The sequence below is a fragment of the Yoonia sp. SWMV100 genome (assembly GCF_056108365.1).
In genome coordinates this window covers 1-20,399 of sequence record NZ_JBWBAQ010000009.1, presented here as the reverse complement: position 1 = coordinate 20,399, position 20,399 = coordinate 1, and the positions used below count along the sequence as shown (strand labels likewise).

Below are 20,399 nucleotides of genomic sequence, written 5' to 3'. Positions count from 1 at the left end.
AAATCGTCGAGTAACGGGGTCTTCCCCGCGCAAGCGGGGAAACACCGGGTGGGTGGCAGGCGATCGCACAGCAATCACCGACAACCCACGCAGACGATATCAATAACAAAGGCCGCCCACTATGGGCGGCCTTTTGCGTTGCGTGGTGGATAGGATGACGCAGGGACGCGATTATGGGCCCGGCGGCAATGACAGCATCGCGTCCGCGCGTTGGGTGGTTTCTGTCATAAATTTATGGACCTCTCCACGTAGGGTTTCGATCTCTGCTGGGGACATTTTGCGATGAAATGTTCCGTCGAAACGCCGAAACACATAGGCGCCTTGCCCATAGGGGTGGGGTACAAGCATCTGGTCCCATGTATCAAGTCGCCGCCCGTTGGTGACCGAAAAAGCATAGCAAAACACCGGCATCCCGGTGGTCCTGGCCCAGTCAAGCGGCGCATCTTTGAGTTCGCGCTGCGGGCCGAGCGGGCCATCACCCGTCATCCCAATGCTGACGCCTTCTTTTACGCGCTTCAACACGGCACGCGATGATGCCCGATTCGATCCTTTGCGTGACATCTGGATGGGAAGCAAACCGACGCGCCGCTGGAGCGCCCCCGACACCCGTCCAATCGGTGAGCTGTCGTGGAGGCTGGACAGGGACCCATCTGCGACAGGCCAATGCAGGGCACCCATGACAGAGCGGCTGTGCCACATCACAACCAGTACGGGGCCGTTTTGCAAAGCCGCATGTAGTTCGTCCAATCCTTCGGTTGCCCAATGGATTCGCCTGTTGCAAAGGCTTAGATAGCCACCAACAAGCCCGGCAAGTCGCGCGGCAAGCCATTCTGATTGTTCGATCCGTCGGCGAATTGACACGGCGGCAGGCCCTTTCTTGCAAAAATCTTGGTGTTGTTTTCACATTTATGCCTATGATGACAAGTCTCGTGCGGGTTGCCTCTTGATCCGGTCAGATTTTCAGACTAGTTCGGCAACTGGTCTTAGGGGTATAGCTCAGTTGGTAGAGCGACGGTCTCCAAAACCGTAGGTCTGGAGTTCGAGTCTCCATGCCCCTGCCAGACCAGATCATTGCCGCTTTGCCGGAGGATCAAGACCAACAATGTCCGACGATGACTTTAGCGTCGCCTTTCATATCGGCCCCCACAAAACCGCAAGTTCACATTTGCAGCAGTCCCTTCTGCTGGCGGCCGATGATTTGGCCGATGTCGGTGTACGCTATTATGGGCCAGAACATTTCCGCCTGCCGGGCCGGACGATTCCCGCGCTTTTTGGGCTGCGGAAAAAACGCGGGCCAGGCCGCACCAAACGACCTGCGAACGAGCAATTAGCGTTGATGCGCAAAGGGGCGGGACGACTGGTTTTAAGCGAAGAAAATTATATCGGGGATCTTAGTTTTTCCGCAGCGCAAGTGCGGGGTATGCGGTACCCAAAGGCGGCCAACAGCCTGGCGGTTCTGACCGCAGCATTAGATTGTCCCGTTGATCTATTCCTGTGCCTCCGCAATCCCGCGTCTTTGATCAATTCGGTTTACTCACAAATGTTGTATGGGCAGCGGATTGCCTCGCCTGCGCAGTTCAAGGCGTTGAACCCGTTGGAATCCGTCAACTGGACAGAATTCGTGGCACGCGTGCGCGCTGTTCCCGGCGTCAGGCAGGTGACGGTGTGGATGTACGAAGACTATAACGTGCTTTTTCCAAAAATTATATCCGCTCTAGTGGGTGATCAACACGCCGCGCGGGTGCCGCCGGTTGCAGGGGTCATTCATCCGGGGCTTTCGTCTGCTGCGGTGGCCGAAATTCTGCATCGCCATGCCCAAGGGGACACAGTAGGTTTGGCGGATATGGCGCGGCGCATTTTATCGGTGCAAGACGGGTATCCGCCCTATGACGGATATTCGGTCGGGGAACATGCCGCGGCGGATAGCGCCTATGCCAATCAGGTCGCCCAGATCGCCGCAATGCCGGGCGTGACCCTTTTGTCGTCTGCGGGTGTTTGAACCAAAGTGGGCTTGAAATCATGCCCTGAACCCCGTATGTCGCCCTGTGTTTCCACAAAGGACGAAATGCCATGGCCATCGCCAATCCTGTTAAGTTTATCCAAGAGGTCCGCTCTGAGATTGCAAAGGTCGTTTGGCCCACGCGTCGCGAAGTTGTACTGACGACTATCATGGTTTTTTTCCTCGCTGCGCTTGCTGCGATCTTTTTCTCGCTTGTGGATTTCGCGATTCGCGCCGGTTTGGCGGGTGTGCTTGACTACTTTGGTAGCTAAGCTGTGACGGAAACTGCCTGTCACCCCTTGAAAACATCGGGTGTCGGCGGTAAGAGCCACAAACTCCTGAAATTGGCGTGCGGCGAATCGAGCTTCACGCCGCTTTTATTTTCGGGACCGGCAGAAGGTCTGCTGGATTAATTTGAACACGCGGCCCGCAAGGGTCGGTTGCGACAAGGTGCTTTGACACATGGCGAAACGTTGGTACTCCGTAAGCGTTCTCTCGAACTTCGAGAAAAAGATCGCTGAAGCGATCCGCACAAAAGCGGAAGAAAAAGGTCTGTCCGAACAAATCGACGAAGTGCTGGTGCCAACGGAAGAAGTCATCGAAATTCGCCGCAACAAAAAAGTCACCACCGAGCGTCGTTTTATGCCCGGTTACGTGTTGGTCCACATGGAAATGTCCGATGAGGCCTACCATTTGGTCAACTCGATCAACCGCGTCACGGGTTTCTTGGGCCCGCAAGGTCGCCCGATGCCGATGCGTGACGCCGAAGTGCAGGCGATCCTTGGTCGCGTGCAAGAGGGCGAAGAAAGCCCACGCACGCTGATCCACTTTGAAATCGGCGAAAAGGTCAAAGTCAACGACGGCCCATTCGAAGATTTCGACGGTATGGTTGAAGAAGTCGATGAAGAACATCAGCGCCTCAAGGTGACGGTGTCGATCTTTGGTCGGGCAACCCCGGTCGAATTGGAATTCACGCAGGTTACCAAACAGTAACCCGCGTGTTCAGACGTGGGAGACCCGGATTTCATCTTGGTCGAACCACGGCAAACCGGCCCTTCGGGGCCACTGTAGGGTGGATCTTGATCCACCGCTGAAAAAGGAGAGGCCCCATGGCCAAGAAAGTAATCGGTACGCTGAAGCTGCAGGTTCCTGCAGGTAAAGCAAACCCATCCCCACCTGTCGGTCCTGCGCTGGGTCAGCGCGGCATCAACATCATGGAATTCTGTAAGGCGTTCAACGCAAAGACCGCTGACATGGAAGTTGGCGCACCTTGCCCAACCGTGATTACATATTACCAAGACAAATCGTTCTCGATGGAAATCAAGACGCCACCAGCGTCCTATTACATCAAGAAAGCGGCAAAGCTGCAGTCTGGTTCTAAGACACCTGGTAAGGCTGTTGCGGGTTCGATCACGAGCAAGCAAGTACGTGAAATCGCCGAAGCAAAAATGAAGGACCTCAACGCGACGTCCATCGAAGGCGCAATGCTGATCATCGCTGGCTCTGCCCGGTCGATGGGTGTGGAGGTCAAGTAATGGCAAAATTTGGTAAGCGTACAACTGCCGCCCGTGAAGCATTCGCTGGCAAGCAGAACGTCACAGTCGCCGAAGCGGTTGCTCTGATCAAAAACAACGCAAATGCGAAATTCGATGAAACCGTCGAAATCGCAATGCAGTTGGGTGTTGACCCGCGCCACGCCGACCAGATGGTCCGCGGTACGGTCAACCTGCCAAACGGCACTGGTAAAACTGTGCGCGTCGCTGTGTTCGCACGTGGTGACAAGGCTGATGAAGCCAAAGCAGCCGGTGCGGATATCGTTGGCGCAGAAGACCTGATGGAAGCTGTTCAGGGTGGCAAAATCGACTTTGATCGCTGCATCGCGACGCCCGACATGATGGGTATCGTTGGCCGCCTTGGTAAAGTTCTGGGCCCACGCAACCTGATGCCAAACCCACGTGTTGGCACAGTGACCATGGACGTCAAAGAAGCCGTTGAAGCGGCTAAAGGCGGCCAAGTGCAGTTCAAAGCTGAAAAAGCTGGTGTTGTGCACGCGGGTATCGGCAAGGCATCATTCGATGCGAAAAAGCTGGAAGAAAACCTGCTGGCCTTCGTTGAGGCTGTTAGCAAAGCACGCCCAACAGGCGCCAAAGGCACATACATGAAAAAGATCGCTGTCAGCTCTACAATGGGCCCAGGCGTGACAGTTGATGTGGCCTCGGCGACTGGCAACACATAAATTTCGCAAGTCTATTTGCGTGATTGACCGGCAGGTCCCATCTGGGGCCTGCCGTTTTTATTTCTACTTACTGGGTTATTGTGTGGTCTGTTTTCCCGTGGATCCAAGAAACTGCGGGAACGGGGGTTGGCAATCCCGCACCTAACCAGTAATTAACAAACCTGGCCCGGAGGATTGATTCGTTCGGGCCTTTATTCGTCCGAGACGGTGGGTAGGTAGCGATACTTATAATTCCTGCCTGAGACGGGATAGACCAGATTTTTCGAGGCTCTCCTCGGTATCACCTGGCTCGCCCCGTTTGCATGGACTGTAGACTGTCGGGCGGCTTGCCGTGTGACAAAATTAGAGCCGGTGCTGGGCCTAACCCAGTGCCAAAATTGGAGTGAAACTGTGGATAGAGCACAAAAAGAACAGCTGGTTGATGACCTCGGCCAGATCTTTGAAAGCTCTGGCGTCGTAGTGGTTGCCCGCTACGAAGGCATGACAGTTGCTGAAATGCAGGATCTGCGCGCGCAAATGCGTGACGCTGGTGGTTCTGTACGTGTTGCCAAGAACAAGCTCGCCAAAATCGCCCTTGAGGGCAAGCCATGCGCAAGCATTGCTGAATACCTCGAAGGCATGACTGTAATCGCTTATTCTGAAGATCCCGTCGCTGCGGCGAAGGTTGTCGATGAATACGCCAAAAAGAACGACAAACTTGTCGTTCTTGGTGGTGCTATGGGCGATACAGCACTTGATCCTGCTGGTGTGAAAGCCGTTGCCGGGATGCCATCACGTGAAGAGCTTATTGCTTCGATCGTTGGTTGCATTGGGGCACCTGCTGCAAACATCGCTGGGGCCATTGGCGCGCCTGCTTCGAACATCGCGAGCATTCTTTCGACCATCGAAGAGAAAGCTGCATAAAGCATCTGAATTGACTTGGGGTTTTGGCCCTGCGTTGGAACACACTTAAAACGAACGGAAAGCATAAAATGGCTGATCTGAAAAAACTGGCTGAAGAGATTGTTGGTCTGACCCTTCTCGAAGCACAAGAACTGAAAACCATCCTGAAGGATGAGTATGGCATCGAGCCAGCTGCAGGTGCAGTTGCTGTTGCTGCTGGCCCAGCTGCTGCTGGCGAAGCTGCTGAAGAAAAAACTGAATTTGATGTTGTTCTGAAAGACGCAGGCGCGTCCAAGATCAACGTGATCAAAGAAGTTCGCGGGATCACAGGTCTTGGCCTGAAAGAAGCAAAAGACTTGGTTGAAGCCGGTGGCAAAATCAAAGAAGGCGCATCGAAAGCTGAAGCTGACGAAATCAAAGCCAAACTCGAAGCTGCTGGTGCAACTGTAGAGCTGGCCTAAGCTGCCTTTGGCAAAGGTTTCTTTGCCTTCATAATACGGCTGGGCCCGCAGGAATGTGGGTCCAGCCAAACCTGTCTTAGAGGTCGGCCAAATGCTGACCGACCCCTTGGGTAGGTTTGAAATGTCGGGAGGGTGCCGGTGGGACGGCAGCCACGAATAGACTTCAAACCCCCTGTCAAATGGGTGATGCGTCGCGGCCCGGGCGATGTGTCATTCGAGAGACAAACAAAAGGTGACATCGCATATGGCTTCCTCCTTCCTTGGTCAGAAACGCCTGCGTAAGTACTACGGCAAAATCCGTGAAGTGCTTGAAATGCCGAACCTCATTGAGGTTCAGAAATCTTCTTACGACCTGTTCCTGCGCTCTGGCGACAGTGAGACCCCGCTTGACGGCGAGGGCATCAAAGGTGTGTTCCAGTCGGTATTCCCGATCAAAGATTTCAACGAAAATGCCCTGCTTGAATTCGTAAAGTACGAACTGGAAAAGCCGAAATACGACGTCGAAGAGTGCATGCAGCGCGACATGACGTACAGCGCCCCCCTGAAGGTGACGCTGCGTTTGATCGTGTTTGATGTGGATGAGGATACAGGCAACAAGTCTGTGAAAGACATCAAAGAACAAGACGTGTTCATGGGTGACATGCCTTTGATGACACCAAACGGCACATTTGTCGTGAACGGCACCGAGCGGGTGATCGTATCCCAGATGCACCGTTCGCCTGGCGTGTTTTTTGACCACGACAAGGGCAAAACCCATTCTTCGGGTAAGCTTTTGTTTGCCTGCCGCATCATCCCATACCGCGGTAGCTGGCTTGACTTTGAATTTGACGCCAAGGACCTTGTGTTCTGCCGGATCGACCGTCGTCGTAAGCTGCCTGTGACCACCCTGCTTTATGCGCTGGGGCTGGACCAAGAAGCGATTATGGATTCCTACTACCAGACTGTCGAATACCATCTGGATGCCAAAGCGAATGCGTGGCAAACAAAGTTCTTCCCAGAGCGCGTTCGTGGCACACGCCCGACATTTGATTTGGTTGACGCCAAAACAGGTGAAGTGATCGCGAAAGCCGGCGAAAAAGTGACGCCACGTTCGGTCAAGAAACTGATCGACGAAGGCAACGTCAAAGACCTGCTGGTACCCTACGAAAACATCGTTGGTAAATTCATTGCGCGCGACATCATCAACGAAGAAACCGGCGCGATCTATGTCGAAGCCGGTGACGAGCTGACGCTGGAAATGGATAAAGGCGGCGAAGTCATTGGCGGGACGCTGAAGGATCTGGTTGATGCCGGGTTCACAACGATCCCCGTTCTGGACATCGATAACATCAACGTGGGCGCCTATATGCGCAACACGATGGCGTCTGATAAGAACATGAACCGTGAAACGGCTCTGATGGATATCTACCGCGTGATGCGCCCAGGCGAGCCACCGACCGTTGATTCCGCATCGGCCCTGTTCGACACACTGTTCTTTGATAGCGAACGCTATGATCTGTCCGCCGTTGGCCGGGTCAAGATGAACATGCGTCTGGATCTGGATGCCGAAGATACGATCCGCACCTTGCGTCGCGAAGATATCATTTCTTGTATCAAAGCGCTTGTCGAATTGCGTGATGGCAAGGGCGATATCGACGATATCGACCACCTTGGGAACCGTCGTGTGCGCTCTGTCGGCGAACTGATGGAAAACCAGTACCGCGTTGGCCTGCTGCGTATGGAACGTGCGATCAAGGAACGTATGTCATCTGTCGAAATCGACACGGTGATGCCACAGGATTTGATCAACGCGAAACCTGCGGCTGCGGCTGTGCGTGAATTCTTTGGCTCTTCGCAGCTGTCGCAATTCATGGACCAAACCAACCCGCTGTCCGAAGTGACGCACAAGCGTCGTCTTTCGGCGCTGGGGCCTGGCGGTTTGACCCGCGAACGTGCCGGCTTTGAGGTGCGCGACGTTCACCCAACGCACTACGGTCGTATGTGTCCAATTGAAACGCCCGAAGGGCCGAACATTGGTCTGATCAACAGCTTGGCAACATTTGCCCGCGTGAACAAATACGGCTTTATCGAAACACCATACCGCAAGGTCGTGGACGGTAAAGTGACGGACGAAGTGCAATACATGTCCGCAACCGAAGAAATGCGTCACACTGTGGCGCAGGCCAACGCGAACATGAATGAAGACGGATCGTTCAAGAACGAACTGGTTTCAACACGGATGAACGGCGACTACACATTGGCACCGCGTGAAAACGTGGACCTGATCGACGTGTCGCCAAAGCAGCTCGTGTCTGTTGCGGCGTCTTTGATCCCGTTCCTTGAAAACGACGATGCGAACCGGGCCTTGATGGGTTCGAACATGCAACGTCAGGCGGTACCACTGTTGCAAGCCGAGGCCCCATTGGTTGGGACTGGGATTGAAGAAGTTGTTGCCCGCGATTCCGGCGCTGCGATCATGGCGAAACGTGCAGGTATCATCGACCAAGTTGATGCGCAGCGTATTGTTGTGCGTGCGACGCATGACCTTGAAATGGGTGATGCAGGCGTTGATATTTATCGTATGCGTAAATTCCAGCGTTCGAACCAGAACACCTGTATCAACCAGCGTCCGCTGGTGAAGGTGGGTGATACGGTTCTGAAGGGCGAAGTGCTGGCCGATGGTCCATCGACCGATATCGGTGAATTGGCGCTGGGTAAAAACGTGGTCGTCGCGTTTATGCCTTGGAACGGTTACAACTACGAAGACTCTATTCTGATCTCAGAGCGGATCACACGCGATGACGTTTTCACATCGATTCACATCGATGAATTTGAAGTTGCCGCACGTGATACGAAGCTTGGGCCAGAGGAAATCACCCGCGATATTCCGAACGTTGGCGAAGAAGCACTGCGTAACCTCGACGAGGCTGGCATTGTCTATATCGGCGCCGAAGTCGGGCCTGCGGATATTCTGGTGGGTAAGATCACACCAAAAGGCGAAAGCCCGATGACGCCAGAAGAAAAACTGCTGCGCGCCATCTTTGGTGAAAAAGCATCTGACGTGCGTGACACTTCGCTGCGTTTGCCGCCGGGTGATTTTGGTACTGTGGTTGAAGTACGCGTGTTCAACCGTCACGGCGTGGAAAAAGACGAACGTGCGCTTCAGATCGAGCGCGAAGAAGTCGAACGTCTGGCCCGTGACCGCGACGACGAACTCGCGATCCTTGACCGCAACATCTATGCCCGTCTGAAAGACCGGATTTTGGGCAAAGAGGCTGTCAAAGGTCCACGTGGGTTCAAAGCGAACACAGTCGTAACCGAAGAAGCATTGTCTGAATTGAGCCGCGGTCAGTGGTGGCAGGTTGCACTGAAGGACGAAGCTGACGCGCAGGTTGTTGAAGCCCTGAACGAACAGTACGAAATCCAGAAGCGTGCGATGGACGCCCGCTTTGAAGACAAGGTCGAAAAAGTCCGCCGTGGTGACGATTTGCCACCGGGTGTGATGAAGATGGTCAAAGTCTTTGTCGCGGTGAAGCGTAAGCTGCAGCCGGGCGATAAGATGGCCGGTCGTCACGGGAACAAAGGTGTTATTTCCAAGGTTGTACCGATGGAAGACATGCCGTTCCTTGCCGACGGGACACCTGTCGATTTCTGTCTGAACCCGCTGGGCGTGCCGTCGCGTATGAACGTCGGTCAGATTTTGGAAACGCACATGGGCTGGGCCGCACGCGGTCTTGGCATCAAGATCGATGAGGCGTTGGGTGAATACCGTCGCTCTGGCGATCTGACACCTGTGCGTGAAGCCATGCGCATCGGTTACGGTGACGACGTTTATGCCGAAGGTATCGAAGGCATGGACGAAGAGCACCTGATCGAAGCGGCTGGTAACGCCACACGTGGTGTGCCGATTGCAACGCCCGTCTTTGACGGCGCAAAAGAGGCTGACGTGAACGACGCGCTGACGCGTGCCGGTTTCGATACCTCTGGGCAGTCGATCCTGTTTGACGGTCGCACAGGCGAGCAGTTTAGCCGCAAGGTAACTGTGGGTGTGAAATACCTGCTGAAACTGCACCACTTGGTCGACGACAAGATCCACGCACGTTCTACCGGGCCTTACAGCCTTGTCACGCAACAGCCGCTGGGTGGTAAAGCCCAGTTCGGTGGTCAGCGTTTCGGGGAAATGGAAGTCTGGGCGCTCGAAGCCTATGGCGCGGCTTACACCCTGCAGGAAATGCTGACTGTAAAGTCGGATGACGTCGCAGGCCGGACGAAAGTCTATGAAAGCATCGTCAAAGGCGAGGACAACTTTGAGGCAGGTATCCCAGAGTCGTTCAACGTGCTTGTGAAAGAAGTCCGGGGTCTCGGCCTCAACATGGAACTCCTGGATGCGGAGGACGAGGAGTAAGGCCGCGCGCCTTACTCCCCCTACCTCTTAACGCACCCAATTCAAGGAATTGAAGATGAACCAGGAACTGACAAACAACCCGTTTAACCCGCTCACACCGGCGAAAACGTTTGACGAAATCAAGGTGTCTTTGGCATCCCCAGAGCGCATCCTTTCGTGGTCGTTCGGCGAGATCAAAAAGCCAGAGACCATCAACTACCGGACGTTCAAACCTGAACGTGACGGTCTGTTCTGCGCACGTATCTTTGGCCCGATCAAAGATTACGAATGTCTGTGCGGTAAATATAAGCGTATGAAATATCGTGGCGTTGTCTGCGAAAAATGCGGTGTCGAAGTAACGCTGCAAAAAGTGCGCCGTGAACGCATGGGGCACATCGAACTGGCTGCACCCGTTGCGCACATCTGGTTCTTGAAATCGCTGCCATCCCGCATCGGCCTGATGCTGGACATGACACTGCGTGATCTCGAGCGTATTTTGTATTTCGAAAACTACGTTGTGATCGAACCCGGCCTGACTGACCTGACTTATGGCCAGTTGATGACCGAGGAAGAATTCAACGACGCACAAGACCTTTATGGCATGGACGCGTTCCAGGCCAACATCGGTGCTGAGGCGATCCGCGAAATGCTGGCGCAAATCGACCTCGAATCCGAGGCCGAAACACTGCGCGCCGACCTCAAAGAAGCCACTGGCGAATTGAAGCCAAAGAAGATCATCAAGCGTTTGAAGATCGTTGAAAGCTTCCTTGAATCGGGCAACCGTCCTGAATGGATGGTCATGACTGTTATTCCTGTGATCCCACCAGAACTGCGCCCGCTGGTGCCGTTGGATGGTGGCCGTTTTGCGACGTCCGATCTGAACGATCTGTACCGCCGCGTGATCAACCGGAACAACCGTCTGAAGCGTCTGATCGAATTGCGCGCACCTGATATCATCGTGCGCAACGAAAAGCGGATGTTGCAGGAATCTGTGGATGCGCTGTTTGACAACGGCCGTCGTGGCCGCGTGATCACGGGTGCAAACAAGCGTCCGTTGAAATCGCTGTCTGACATGCTGAAGGGTAAGCAGGGTCGCTTCCGTCAGAACCTTTTGGGTAAGCGCGTCGACTTCTCTGGTCGTTCCGTTATTGTGACGGGTCCAGAGCTGAAGCTGCACCAGTGTGGTCTGCCGAAAAAGATGGCGCTCGAACTGTTCAAGCCGTTCATCTATTCGCGCCTTGAAGCCAAAGGTCTGTCTTCCACTGTGAAACAGGCGAAAAAGCTGGTTGAAAAAGAGCGTCCCGAAGTTTGGGATATCTTGGACGAGGTTATTCGCGAACACCCTGTGTTCCTGAACCGCGCGCCAACCTTGCACCGTTTGGGCATTCAGGCGTTCGAACCGATCCTGATCGAAGGCAAAGCCATTCAGTTGCACCCGCTAGTCTGTTCGGCGTTTAACGCTGACTTTGACGGTGACCAAATGGCTGTTCACGTGCCGCTCTCGCTCGAAGCCCAGCTGGAAGCGCGCGTTCTGATGATGTCGACCAACAACGTGCTTTCCCCTGCAAACGGCGCACCAATCATCGTGCCATCGCAGGATATGATCTTGGGTCTCTATTACACGACCATCATGCGCGAAGGCATGAAGGGCGAGGGCATGGAGTTCAAAGACATCGACGAAGTCGAACATGCGTTGACCGCTGGTGAAGTGCATTTGCACGCAAAAATCACGGCGCGGATTCCGCAGATCGACGAAGAAGGCAATGAAGTCCTGAAGCGGTTTGAAACCACGCCGGGCCGTCTGCGCCTTGGTGGTTTGTTGCCGATGAACGCAAAAGCACCGTTTGCTTTGGTCAACCGCTTGCTGCGCAAAAAAGAAGTGCAGCAGATCATTGATACGGTCTATCGCTACTGTGGTCAGAAAGAATCTGTCATCTTCTGTGACCAGATCATGACCATGGGCTTCCGTGAAGCGTTTAAGGCAGGCATTTCGTTCGGTAAGGACGACATGGTTGTTCCTGACACCAAATGGCAGCTTGTCGACGAAACACGCGACATGGTGAAAGACTTTGAACAGCAGTACATGGACGGTCTGATTACACAGGGCGAAAAGTACAACAAAGTTGTTGATGCGTGGTCAAAGGCCAACGACAAAGTCACAGACGCGATGATGACCACGATTTCGACCACCGGCCGCGATGCCAATGGTGCCGAAAACGAACCTAACTCGGTCTACATGATGGCCCACTCTGGTGCTCGTGGTTCGGTGACGCAGATGAAACAGCTGGGTGGTATGCGTGGTCTGATGGCCAAGCCAAACGGTGAAATCATCGAAACGCCGATCATCTCGAACTTTAAGGAAGGTCTGACCGTTCTTGAATACTTCAACTCGACCCACGGTGCCCGTAAGGGTCTGTCGGATACGGCGTTGAAGACGGCGAACTCTGGTTACCTGACACGTCGTCTGGTGGACGTTGCACAAGACTGTATCGTGCGTCAGGTGGATTGCGGCACAGACCGTGCGATCACAGCCGAAGCGGCCGTGAACGACGGTGAAGTCGTGTCGTCGCTTGCTGAACGCGTCCTTGGTCGTGTGTCCGCAGATGATGTGATCAAACCGGGTACAGACGAAGTTATCGTTGAAGCAGGCGAACTGATCGACGAACGCAAGGCAGACATGATTGACGTTGCGGGGATTGCAAAAATGCGGATCCGCAGCCCGCTGACTTGTGAGGCCGAAGATGGCGTTTGCGCAATGTGCTATGGCCGTGACTTGGCCCGTGGTACACGCGTGAACCTCGGCGAGGCTGTCGGTATCATCGCCGCGCAGTCGATCGGTGAACCGGGTACACAGCTGACAATGCGTACATTCCACATTGGTGGGGTTGCACAGGGTGGCCAGCAGTCGTTCCTTGAAGCATCGCAATCTGGTAAGGTCGTGTTCCGTGACGCGCAGTTGCTGGAAAATGCGGCTGGCGAAAACGTTGTCATGGGCCGGAACATGGTTCTGGCGCTTGTCGGTGCCGAAGGCGAAGAGCGTGCGATTCACAAAATCGGTTACGGTTCTAAGGTTCTTGTCAAAGAAGGTGCAGACATTCTGCGCGGCGACAAGTTGTTTGAATGGGATCCGTATACGCTGCCGATCATCGCAGAAAAGTCCGGTACGGCACGCTATGTCGATCTGGTCAACGGGATCGCGGTACGCGAAGACACCGATGATGCAACGGGTATGACCCAGCGCATCGTGGCGGATTGGCGTGCAGCCCCCAAAGGCAATGAGCTTGCACCAAAGATCATCGTGGTCGGTGCCGATGGTGAAGTTGTGCTGAAAGATGACGGTAACCCCGTCGCTTACGGCATGTCCGTGGATGCCATTCTGTCCGTCGAAGACGGCCAGGAGATCAAGGCAGGTGACGTTGTTGCGCGTATTCCGCGTGAAGGCGCCAAGACCAAGGACATCACCGGGGGTCTGCCGCGTGTGGCAGAACTGTTCGAAGCCCGTCGTCCGAAAGACCACGCAATCATCGCCGAAATCGATGGCTACGTGCGCTTTGGCAAGGACTATAAGAACAAGCGCCGCATCGCGATTGAATCTGCCGATGATGCAGACATCAAGGTCGAATACATGGTGCCCAAGGGCAAGCACATCCCGGTTGTGGAAGGTGATTTTGTCCAAAAGGGTGACTACATCATGGACGGCAACCCTGCGCCGCACGATATCCTTGCGGTTATGGGTGTCGAGGCTTTGGCTGACTACATGATCGACGAAGTGCAGGATGTTTATCGCCTGCAGGGCGTGAAGATCAACGATAAGCACATCGAAGTTATCGTGCGTCAGATGCTCCAGAAATGGGAAATCCAGGACAGCGGTGACACGGTTCTGCTGAAAGGCGAAACTGTCGATAAGGCTGAGTTTGACGAAGCCAACGCCAAGGTCATCGCACGTGGCGACCGCCCGGCAACCGGCGAGCCGATCCTGCTTGGGATCACCAAGGCATCGCTGCAGACCCGGTCGTTCATCTCGGCGGCATCGTTCCAGGAAACCACACGCGTGCTGACAGAAGCATCCGTGCAGGGTAAGCGCGACAAGCTGATTGGTCTGAAAGAAAACGTCATCGTGGGTCGTTTGATCCCGGCTGGTACAGGCGGTGCAACACAGCAGATGCGCCGTGTGGCTGCTGACCGCGATAACGTGGTTCTGGAAGCACGCCGTGAAGAAGCGGAAGAGGCAGCACGTCTTGCAGCCCCTGTCGCGACGTCTTCAGATGATGATGTGTTTGCCAACATGTCTGGCGGCGACGAAGAATAATTCGTCGCAATAGAAATGACAAAAGGCCCTCGCTTTGCGGGGGCCTTTTTCGTTTGGCCCGCGCACCAACGGCATTCCTTGTTTGTACTGGAGTTGCAATTTGGCGTGGGGTATGGTGGTTGGTGTCAAATTTTCGGGGATGCGTATGGCCTTAGTCTTGTTTTCTGCGATGCGAAACGAAGGTCCATTCCTTTTTGACTGGATCGCGTATCACCGGGCGATCGGCTTTGACCGGATCTTTATTGTGACGAATGATTGTTCGGATGGGTCATATCCGCTGCTGCGCAAGATGGCGGATGCGGGTGTCATCGAGCACATAGATCAGACAGTGCCAGAAGGCGTGCCGCCGCAAAAATCTGCCGTTCAACTGACTGCTAATATGGCGGTACTTGAGCAGGGTGATTGGGGCATATTTTTAGACGCCGATGAATACCTGAATATCAAGGTGGGGAAGGGTAAGGTCAGTGATCTTGTTGCCTATCTTGATGGTCGCGGCGTTCAAGGCATGTTGATCAACTGGCGGCTTTTTGGTGACTCCGGTCAGCCGCGGTTCCAAGGGTCATATATTTCGGACGATTACCTGCGATGCGAGCCAGTGTCGGCTTATTCCCAATTTAAAACCTTTTTCAAAGCTGGGAAAACGGCAGTTGGGTTTTCGCCCTTTTTACATCGCTGTGTGGTGGCGCCGGGCGCCGGCGTTCTCACTGACTTTGTGACAGGTTCGGGTGCGACACTGGGTCAGACCGGTCCGGGGAAAGCGGGTCGGCGCCATGCCAAGTGGCTTCGCGAAGGTGACGAACCATTTGCACATGTGATGGATGATGAAATCGGCTATGATATTGCGCAGGTAAATCACTACATTGTGCGCGACCCGGTTTCGTTTGCTCTGAAGCAACAGCGCGGACGGGGCTATCGCCCGCGTGCAAATTTTAATGGTCGGCACACGGATGATTTTTATCAGAAAAATAATAAAAACGACGTGACTGACGATACGATACTGCGTTGGCAGGGGGCCGTTCGCAAGGTTAAGAAAGATTTACTGCGTCAATGCGGCATCGCGCAGGAATTACGTGATATAGAAGAGATCTATTCTAAAAGTAGCAATACCCCGAAGGATGAACATTTGGCGATCGAAAAACCAGACAGCGCAATTGATTTCCCCCTGACATTTCCTGAGGAAGTCCAAGGATTTGTTCGCGAAGTATATACCAACGCGAAGGCAATCATTGAATATGGCAGCGGCGGATCGACGCGGTTGGCCGCCGAAGTCGGTGTGCCATGTGTGGCGGTTGAATCTGACCTTGATTGGGCAAACCGTCTGAATGCAGCTTTGGCCCAAGGGTATGCTGGATCGCCGACATCGCGTGCTATCCATGTCGATATTGGACCTACCAAAGCGTGGGGATACCCCGCAGACAATCAAAAGTATGACCAATTCTGGCGCTACCCGATGCAGGTTTGGGATGACCCGATCACAAAAAGTGTCGATACGGTTTTGATTGATGGTCGCATGCGCAAGGCGTGCTTTGCCGCCACGCTGATCAACATCAAACGCGAGACGCGGGTTTTGTTTGATGACTATGCGGGGCGCCGCACCTATCATGAAGTCGAAAAATTTGCCAAGCCGACCCGCTATGTCGGGCGCATGGCGGAATTCATCGTTCAACCCGGGTTGGTTGACGCCGCCGGGTTTGCAAAAATCATTCCGTGGTTCTTTCAGATGAAGTGACCCACGCGCGGGCGTAACACGGCCATTGTTTCGGTCGGGTTACGCGTGCTACGCACAGCGATGGCTCCTATTTCCGATAACATCCGCGGTGCGATATTAATGATGGCTGGCATGAGTGCTTACACCATCAATGACACCTTCATGAAATCCTTGTCCGACGAGGTACCGCTTTTTGAGGCGGTATTCTGGCGTGGGATCGGTGCCGTTATTTGCCTGACGATCATGTGCAAAATGTTGGGTCAGCTTCGTTTTGATTTTCCGCGACGGGAATGGGGTCTGATCTTGTTGCGTACCTTTGGCGAACTTGTCGGGACGTATTTCTTTTTGACGGCGTTGTTCCATATGCCGATCGCAAATATCAGCGCGATTTTGCAATCGCTGCCATTAACCGTCAGTCTTGCCGCGGCGCTTTTTCTGGGCGATCCGCTGGGGTGGCGCAGGTTTACCGCAATTTGCGTTGGGTTTGCCGGCGTGCTGCTGATCATTCGGCCCGGCGGGGCAGATTTCAACGTTTTCAGCGTCTATGCCCTGATCGCTGTTGCGGGTGTCACGCTGCGTGACGTTGTGGTGCGGCGCATGTCGCGCCAAGTGCCATCGGTCTTTGTCGCGCTGGTCGCCGCCTTTGGTGTCATGTCGTTCGGGGCCGTTGGGTGCCTGTTCATCGAAACGCAACCGCTGAGCAAAACGGCGATCCTGCAACTGTCCGGGGCGACGGTGTTTTTGATCTGTGGGTATGTTTGCTCGGTCATGGCGATGCGCTGGGGCGAAATCAGTTTTGTGGCACCATTCCGGTATACCAGCCTTTTGATTGCGTTAGTATTGGGGATCGTCGTGTTCGGCGACTGGCCCAGTTTGCTGACGCTGTGCGGGGCTGCGATTGTTGTCGCAACCGGGTTGTTCACGCTTTACCGCGAAAGACAGCTTCGCTTGCGCCCATCGCGCATACCATCGCCACGTTGATCATTGTCGCGCCGCGACACTGCTAAGGTTGACAGCCTTTCCGACTCCCCCTATACGCCGCTCATCCGGGCTGGGGGGATACCCTCTTTTGTCCCGATATCAAACTTGAGTGGTCAAGAACCGGGCGATTATAGTCTTGTTCCTCTGTAACCCACCGCACCGAACCTCCGGTAAGGGTTCGACTGCGGAATTTTTGTGCTTTTCAAAGATGAAGAGCATTTTATTGAAACCGCACCCGCAAGGGCGCACCACAAGTGAATAGATGGGAACATCACACGATGCCAACGATTCAGCAGCTGATCCGCAAGCCGCGCCAGCCTAAAGTCACACGATCCAAGTCAGTGCATTTGGAATCTTGCCCACAAAAACGCGGCGTTTGTACACGCGTTTATACAACAACACCTAAGAAGCCTAACTCCGCTATGCGTAAGGTTGCCAAAGTGCGCCTGACAAACGGCTTCGAAGTCATCTCTTACATCCCAGGTGAAAGCCACAACCTTCAGGAACACTCTGTGGTTCTGATCCGTGGCGGCCGTATCAAGGATTTGCCAGGTGTGCGTTATCACATCGTGCGCGGTGTGCTCGATACACAGGGTGTTAAGAACCGTAAGCAACGTCGTTCGAAGTACGGCGCGAAGCGTCCGAAGTAAGGAAGAGATTAGATGTCACGTCGTCACGCCGCTGAAAAGCGCCAAGTCCTGCCAGACGCCAAGTTTGGTGATACGGTTCTGACCAAATTCATGAACAACCTGATGGTTGACGGCAAAAAAGCCGTTGCCGAGCGTATCGTTTACAACGCATTCGACCGCGTTGAAGACAAGCTGAAGAAATCCCCAGTGGAAGTGTTCCACGAGAGCTTGGAAAACATCAAGCCATCCGTCGAAGTGCGTTCGCGCCGCGTCGGTGGTGCGACATACCAAGTGCCTGTCGAAGTTCGCCCCGAGCGCCGTGAAGCCTTGGCCATTCGTTGGCTGATCGCTGCTGCGAAAAAGCGCAACGAGAACACCATGGAAGAACGCCTTGCCGGCGAGCTGATCGATGCCGTGAATGGCCGCGGTACAGCTGTCAAAAAGCGCGAAGACACCCATAAAATGGCCGATGCGAACAAAGCATTCAGCCACTACCGCTGGTAACAGGGAAGCACCAAAATGGCACGCGAATACCCACTTAACCGTTACCGGAACTTTGGTATCATGGCCCACATCGATGCAGGTAAAACAACCTGCACCGAGCGGATCCTGTACTACACCGGTAAATCACATAACATTGGCGAAGTGCATGATGGCGCTGCGACAATGGACTGGATGGAGCAGGAGCAGGAACGCGGTATCACTATCACGTCCGCTGCGACCACGACATTCTGGCAGCGTCAGGATGACCCAACTGTCGACGGGACATCTGACACCAAAATCCGGATGAACATCATCGACACGCCCGGCCACGTTGACTTCACAATCGAAGTTGAACGTTCTTTGGCTGTTTTGGATGGTGCGATCTGTTTGCTGGACGCCAACGCAGGTGTTGAGCCACAGACAGAAACTGTTTGGCGTCAGGCCGACCGTTACAAGGTTCCACGGATCGTTTTTGTCAACAAAATGGACAAAATCGGCGCAGATTTCTACAAATGCGTTGATATGATCGCGGACCGTACCGGTGCTGTTCCTGCGCCTATTCAGCTGCCAATCGGCGCTGAAACAGAGCTGGAAGGCATCATCGATCTGGTCACCATGGAAGAGTGGGTTTACCAGGGCGAAGATTTGGGCGCATCTTGGGTTCGTCAGCCAATTCGCGAAAGCATGGCTGCGCAAGCACAAGAATGGCGCAGCAAACTGATCGAGCTGGCCGTCGACATGGATGACGACGCGATGATGGCGTACCTTGAAGGTGAAGAGCCTGATGAGGCAACGCTGCGCAAGCTGATCCGCAAGGGTACGCTGGCGATGAAATTCGTGCCAATTCTTGCTGGTTCCGCGTTCAAAAACAAAGGCGTTCAGCCGTTGTTGAACGCTGTGATCGACTATCTGCCATCGCCGATGGACGTTGTTGATTACATGGGCTTCAAACCCGGTGACGAAACAGAAACACGCAACATCCCACGTCGTGCGGATGACACCATGCCATTCTCTGGCTTGGCGTTCAAAATCATGAACGACCCATTCGTGGGCTCTTTGACATTTACACGGATTTACTCCGGTAAACTCGGCAAAGGCGACGCGATGCTCAACTCCACCAAAGGTGGCAAAGAGCGTGTGGGCCGTATGATGATGATGCACGCGATCAACCGTGAAGAAATCGAAGAAGCATGGGCTGGCGACATCATTGCGCTGGGTGGTCTGAAGAACACAACAACAGGTGACACCCTGTGTGATCCATCGGATCCCGTCGTTCTGGAAACGATGACTTTCCCAGAGCCAGTGATCGAGATTGCTGTTGAACCAAAAACCAAGGCCGACCAAGAAAAAATGGGTCTGGCACTGGCACGTCTTGCTGCCGAGGATCCTTCCTTCCGCGTGGAAACTGACTTTGAATCTGGTCAGACCATCATGAAGGGCATGGGCGAATTGCACCTCGACATTCTGGTCGACCGCATGAAGCGCGAATTCAAAGTCGAAGCCAACATTGGTGCGCCGCAAGTGGCATACCGTGAAACCATCGGCCATGAAGTCAAGCATACCTACACCCACAAGAAGCAGTCGGGTGGTTCTGGTCAGTTTGGTGAGGTGACGCTGGTCATCATGCCGACAGAGCCGGGCGAAGGGTATTCGTTCGAATCCAAGGTTGTTGGTGGTTCGGTGCCAAAGGAATATATCCCCGGCGTCGAAAAAGGCATCAAATCGGTCATGGACTCTGGTCCGTTGGCTGGGTTCCCAGTGATCGACTTCAAAGTGCAATTGCTGGAAGGCAAGTACCACGACGTTGACTCCTCGGTTCTCGCGTTCGAAATCGCTGCCCGTATGTGTATGCGTGAAGGCATGAAGAAAGCTGGGGCAAAGCTGCTCGAGCCAATCATGCGCGTCGAAGTTGTGACACCAGAAGAATACACTGGTGGTATCATCGGCGACCTGACTTCACGTCGCGGCATGGTGCAGGGGCAGGACACACGCGGCAACGCAATTGCGATTGACGCAATGGTCCCGCTTGCGAACATGTTCGGCTACATCAACACGTTGCGCTCTATGTCTTCGGGCCGCGCCAACTTTACGATGCAGTTCGACCACTACGATCCAGTGCCACAGAACCTGTCGGACGAGATCCAAAAGAAATTCGCTTAATCCCTGTGGGGTTAGGCGCCCCGGGTTCGCCCGGGGCAACGCATCATTTGAATATCCAAGGAGGCCATCATGGCTAAGGCAAAGTTTGAACGTAATAAACCACACGTTAACATCGGCACGATTGGCCACGTTGACCACGGTAAGACGACCCTGACCGCAGCGATCACCAAGTACTTTGGTGACTTCCA

Annotated in this window: 16 protein-coding genes and 1 tRNA gene; 16 read left to right on the top strand and 1 reads right to left on the bottom strand. The window is 54.2% G+C overall.

Going from position 1 to position 20,399, the window contains the following annotated elements; all coding sequences use genetic code 11:
* Positions 1 to 171: 171 nt before the first annotated feature.
* Positions 172 to 861 carry a lysophospholipid acyltransferase family protein gene (locus ACXJGX_RS15950; RefSeq protein ID WP_474783487.1) on the bottom strand — a complete coding sequence of 230 codons (690 nt, stop codon included), beginning with the start codon at positions 859 to 861 and terminating at the stop codon, positions 172 to 174.
* A 124-nt stretch (positions 862 to 985) separates the two neighbouring features.
* On the opposite strand from ACXJGX_RS15950, the gene ACXJGX_RS15945 reads away from it, so the two are divergent.
* The 16 genes from ACXJGX_RS15945 to ACXJGX_RS15870 form a co-directional block, all read left to right on the top strand.
* Positions 986 to 1,061: transfer RNA gene (locus ACXJGX_RS15945), tRNA-Trp, on the top strand.
* Positions 1,062 to 1,102: 41 nt separating this feature from the next.
* Positions 1,103 to 1,999 (top strand): hypothetical protein, encoded by an 897-nt coding sequence (locus ACXJGX_RS15940; RefSeq protein WP_474783485.1) that lies wholly within the window; start codon positions 1,103 to 1,105, stop codon positions 1,997 to 1,999.
* A 71-nt stretch (positions 2,000 to 2,070) separates the two neighbouring features.
* Positions 2,071 to 2,271 carry a preprotein translocase subunit SecE gene (secE, locus tag ACXJGX_RS15935; RefSeq protein WP_474783483.1) on the top strand — a complete coding sequence of 67 codons (201 nt, stop codon included), beginning with the start codon at positions 2,071 to 2,073 and terminating at the stop codon, positions 2,269 to 2,271.
* Positions 2,272 to 2,461: 190 nt separating this feature from the next.
* Positions 2,462 to 2,992 (top strand): transcription termination/antitermination protein NusG, encoded by a 531-nt coding sequence (gene nusG / locus ACXJGX_RS15930; protein ID WP_474783481.1) that lies wholly within the window; start codon positions 2,462 to 2,464, stop codon positions 2,990 to 2,992.
* A 116-nt stretch (positions 2,993 to 3,108) separates the two neighbouring features.
* Positions 3,109 to 3,534 carry a 50S ribosomal protein L11 gene (rplK, locus tag ACXJGX_RS15925; protein ID WP_474783479.1) on the top strand — a complete coding sequence of 142 codons (426 nt, stop codon included), beginning with the start codon at positions 3,109 to 3,111 and terminating at the stop codon, positions 3,532 to 3,534.
* Positions 3,534 to 4,235, top strand: a complete 702-nt coding sequence (rplA, locus tag ACXJGX_RS15920; protein ID WP_474783477.1) for a 50S ribosomal protein L1 — start codon at positions 3,534 to 3,536, stop codon at positions 4,233 to 4,235. Before rplK ends, rplA begins: the two co-directional genes overlap by 1 nt.
* A 390-nt stretch (positions 4,236 to 4,625) precedes the next feature.
* Positions 4,626 to 5,138, top strand: a complete 513-nt coding sequence (gene rplJ, locus ACXJGX_RS15915; RefSeq protein ID WP_474783489.1) for a 50S ribosomal protein L10 — start codon at positions 4,626 to 4,628, stop codon at positions 5,136 to 5,138.
* A 68-nt stretch (positions 5,139 to 5,206) separates the two neighbouring features.
* Positions 5,207 to 5,578, top strand: a complete 372-nt coding sequence (rplL, locus tag ACXJGX_RS15910) for a 50S ribosomal protein L7/L12 (RefSeq protein ID WP_474783475.1) — start codon at positions 5,207 to 5,209, stop codon at positions 5,576 to 5,578.
* A gap of 244 nt (positions 5,579 to 5,822) precedes the next feature.
* Complete coding sequence (gene rpoB / locus ACXJGX_RS15905) at positions 5,823 to 9,962, top strand: DNA-directed RNA polymerase subunit beta (protein WP_474783473.1); 4,140 nt, start codon at positions 5,823 to 5,825, stop codon at positions 9,960 to 9,962.
* Between the two features lie 55 nt (positions 9,963 to 10,017).
* A complete protein-coding gene (gene rpoC / locus ACXJGX_RS15900) occupies positions 10,018 to 14,250 on the top strand; it encodes a DNA-directed RNA polymerase subunit beta' (protein ID WP_474783471.1) in 4,233 nt (1,410 codons plus the stop codon).
* Positions 14,251 to 14,395: 145 nt separating this feature from the next.
* Entirely contained in the window at positions 14,396 to 15,979 is a 1,584-nt protein-coding gene (locus ACXJGX_RS15895) for a glycosyltransferase family 2 protein (RefSeq protein ID WP_474783469.1), read from the top strand.
* A gap of 60 nt (positions 15,980 to 16,039) precedes the next feature.
* A complete protein-coding gene (locus ACXJGX_RS15890; RefSeq protein WP_474783467.1) occupies positions 16,040 to 16,939 on the top strand; it encodes a DMT family transporter in 900 nt (299 codons plus the stop codon).
* Positions 16,940 to 17,217: 278 nt separating this feature from the next.
* A complete protein-coding gene (gene rpsL, locus ACXJGX_RS15885) occupies positions 17,218 to 17,589 on the top strand; it encodes a 30S ribosomal protein S12 (RefSeq protein ID WP_474783465.1) in 372 nt (123 codons plus the stop codon).
* 12 nt (positions 17,590 to 17,601) lie between these two features.
* Positions 17,602 to 18,072 carry a 30S ribosomal protein S7 gene (gene rpsG, locus ACXJGX_RS15880; RefSeq protein WP_474783463.1) on the top strand — a complete coding sequence of 157 codons (471 nt, stop codon included), beginning with the start codon at positions 17,602 to 17,604 and terminating at the stop codon, positions 18,070 to 18,072.
* Positions 18,073 to 18,087: 15 nt separating this feature from the next.
* Positions 18,088 to 20,211 carry an elongation factor G gene (gene fusA / locus ACXJGX_RS15875; RefSeq protein WP_474783462.1) on the top strand — a complete coding sequence of 708 codons (2,124 nt, stop codon included), beginning with the start codon at positions 18,088 to 18,090 and terminating at the stop codon, positions 20,209 to 20,211.
* A 69-nt stretch (positions 20,212 to 20,280) separates the two neighbouring features.
* Positions 20,281 to 20,399 (top strand): GTP-binding protein (locus tag ACXJGX_RS15870; protein WP_295314877.1); only part of this gene is annotated, 119 nt, incomplete at its 3' end.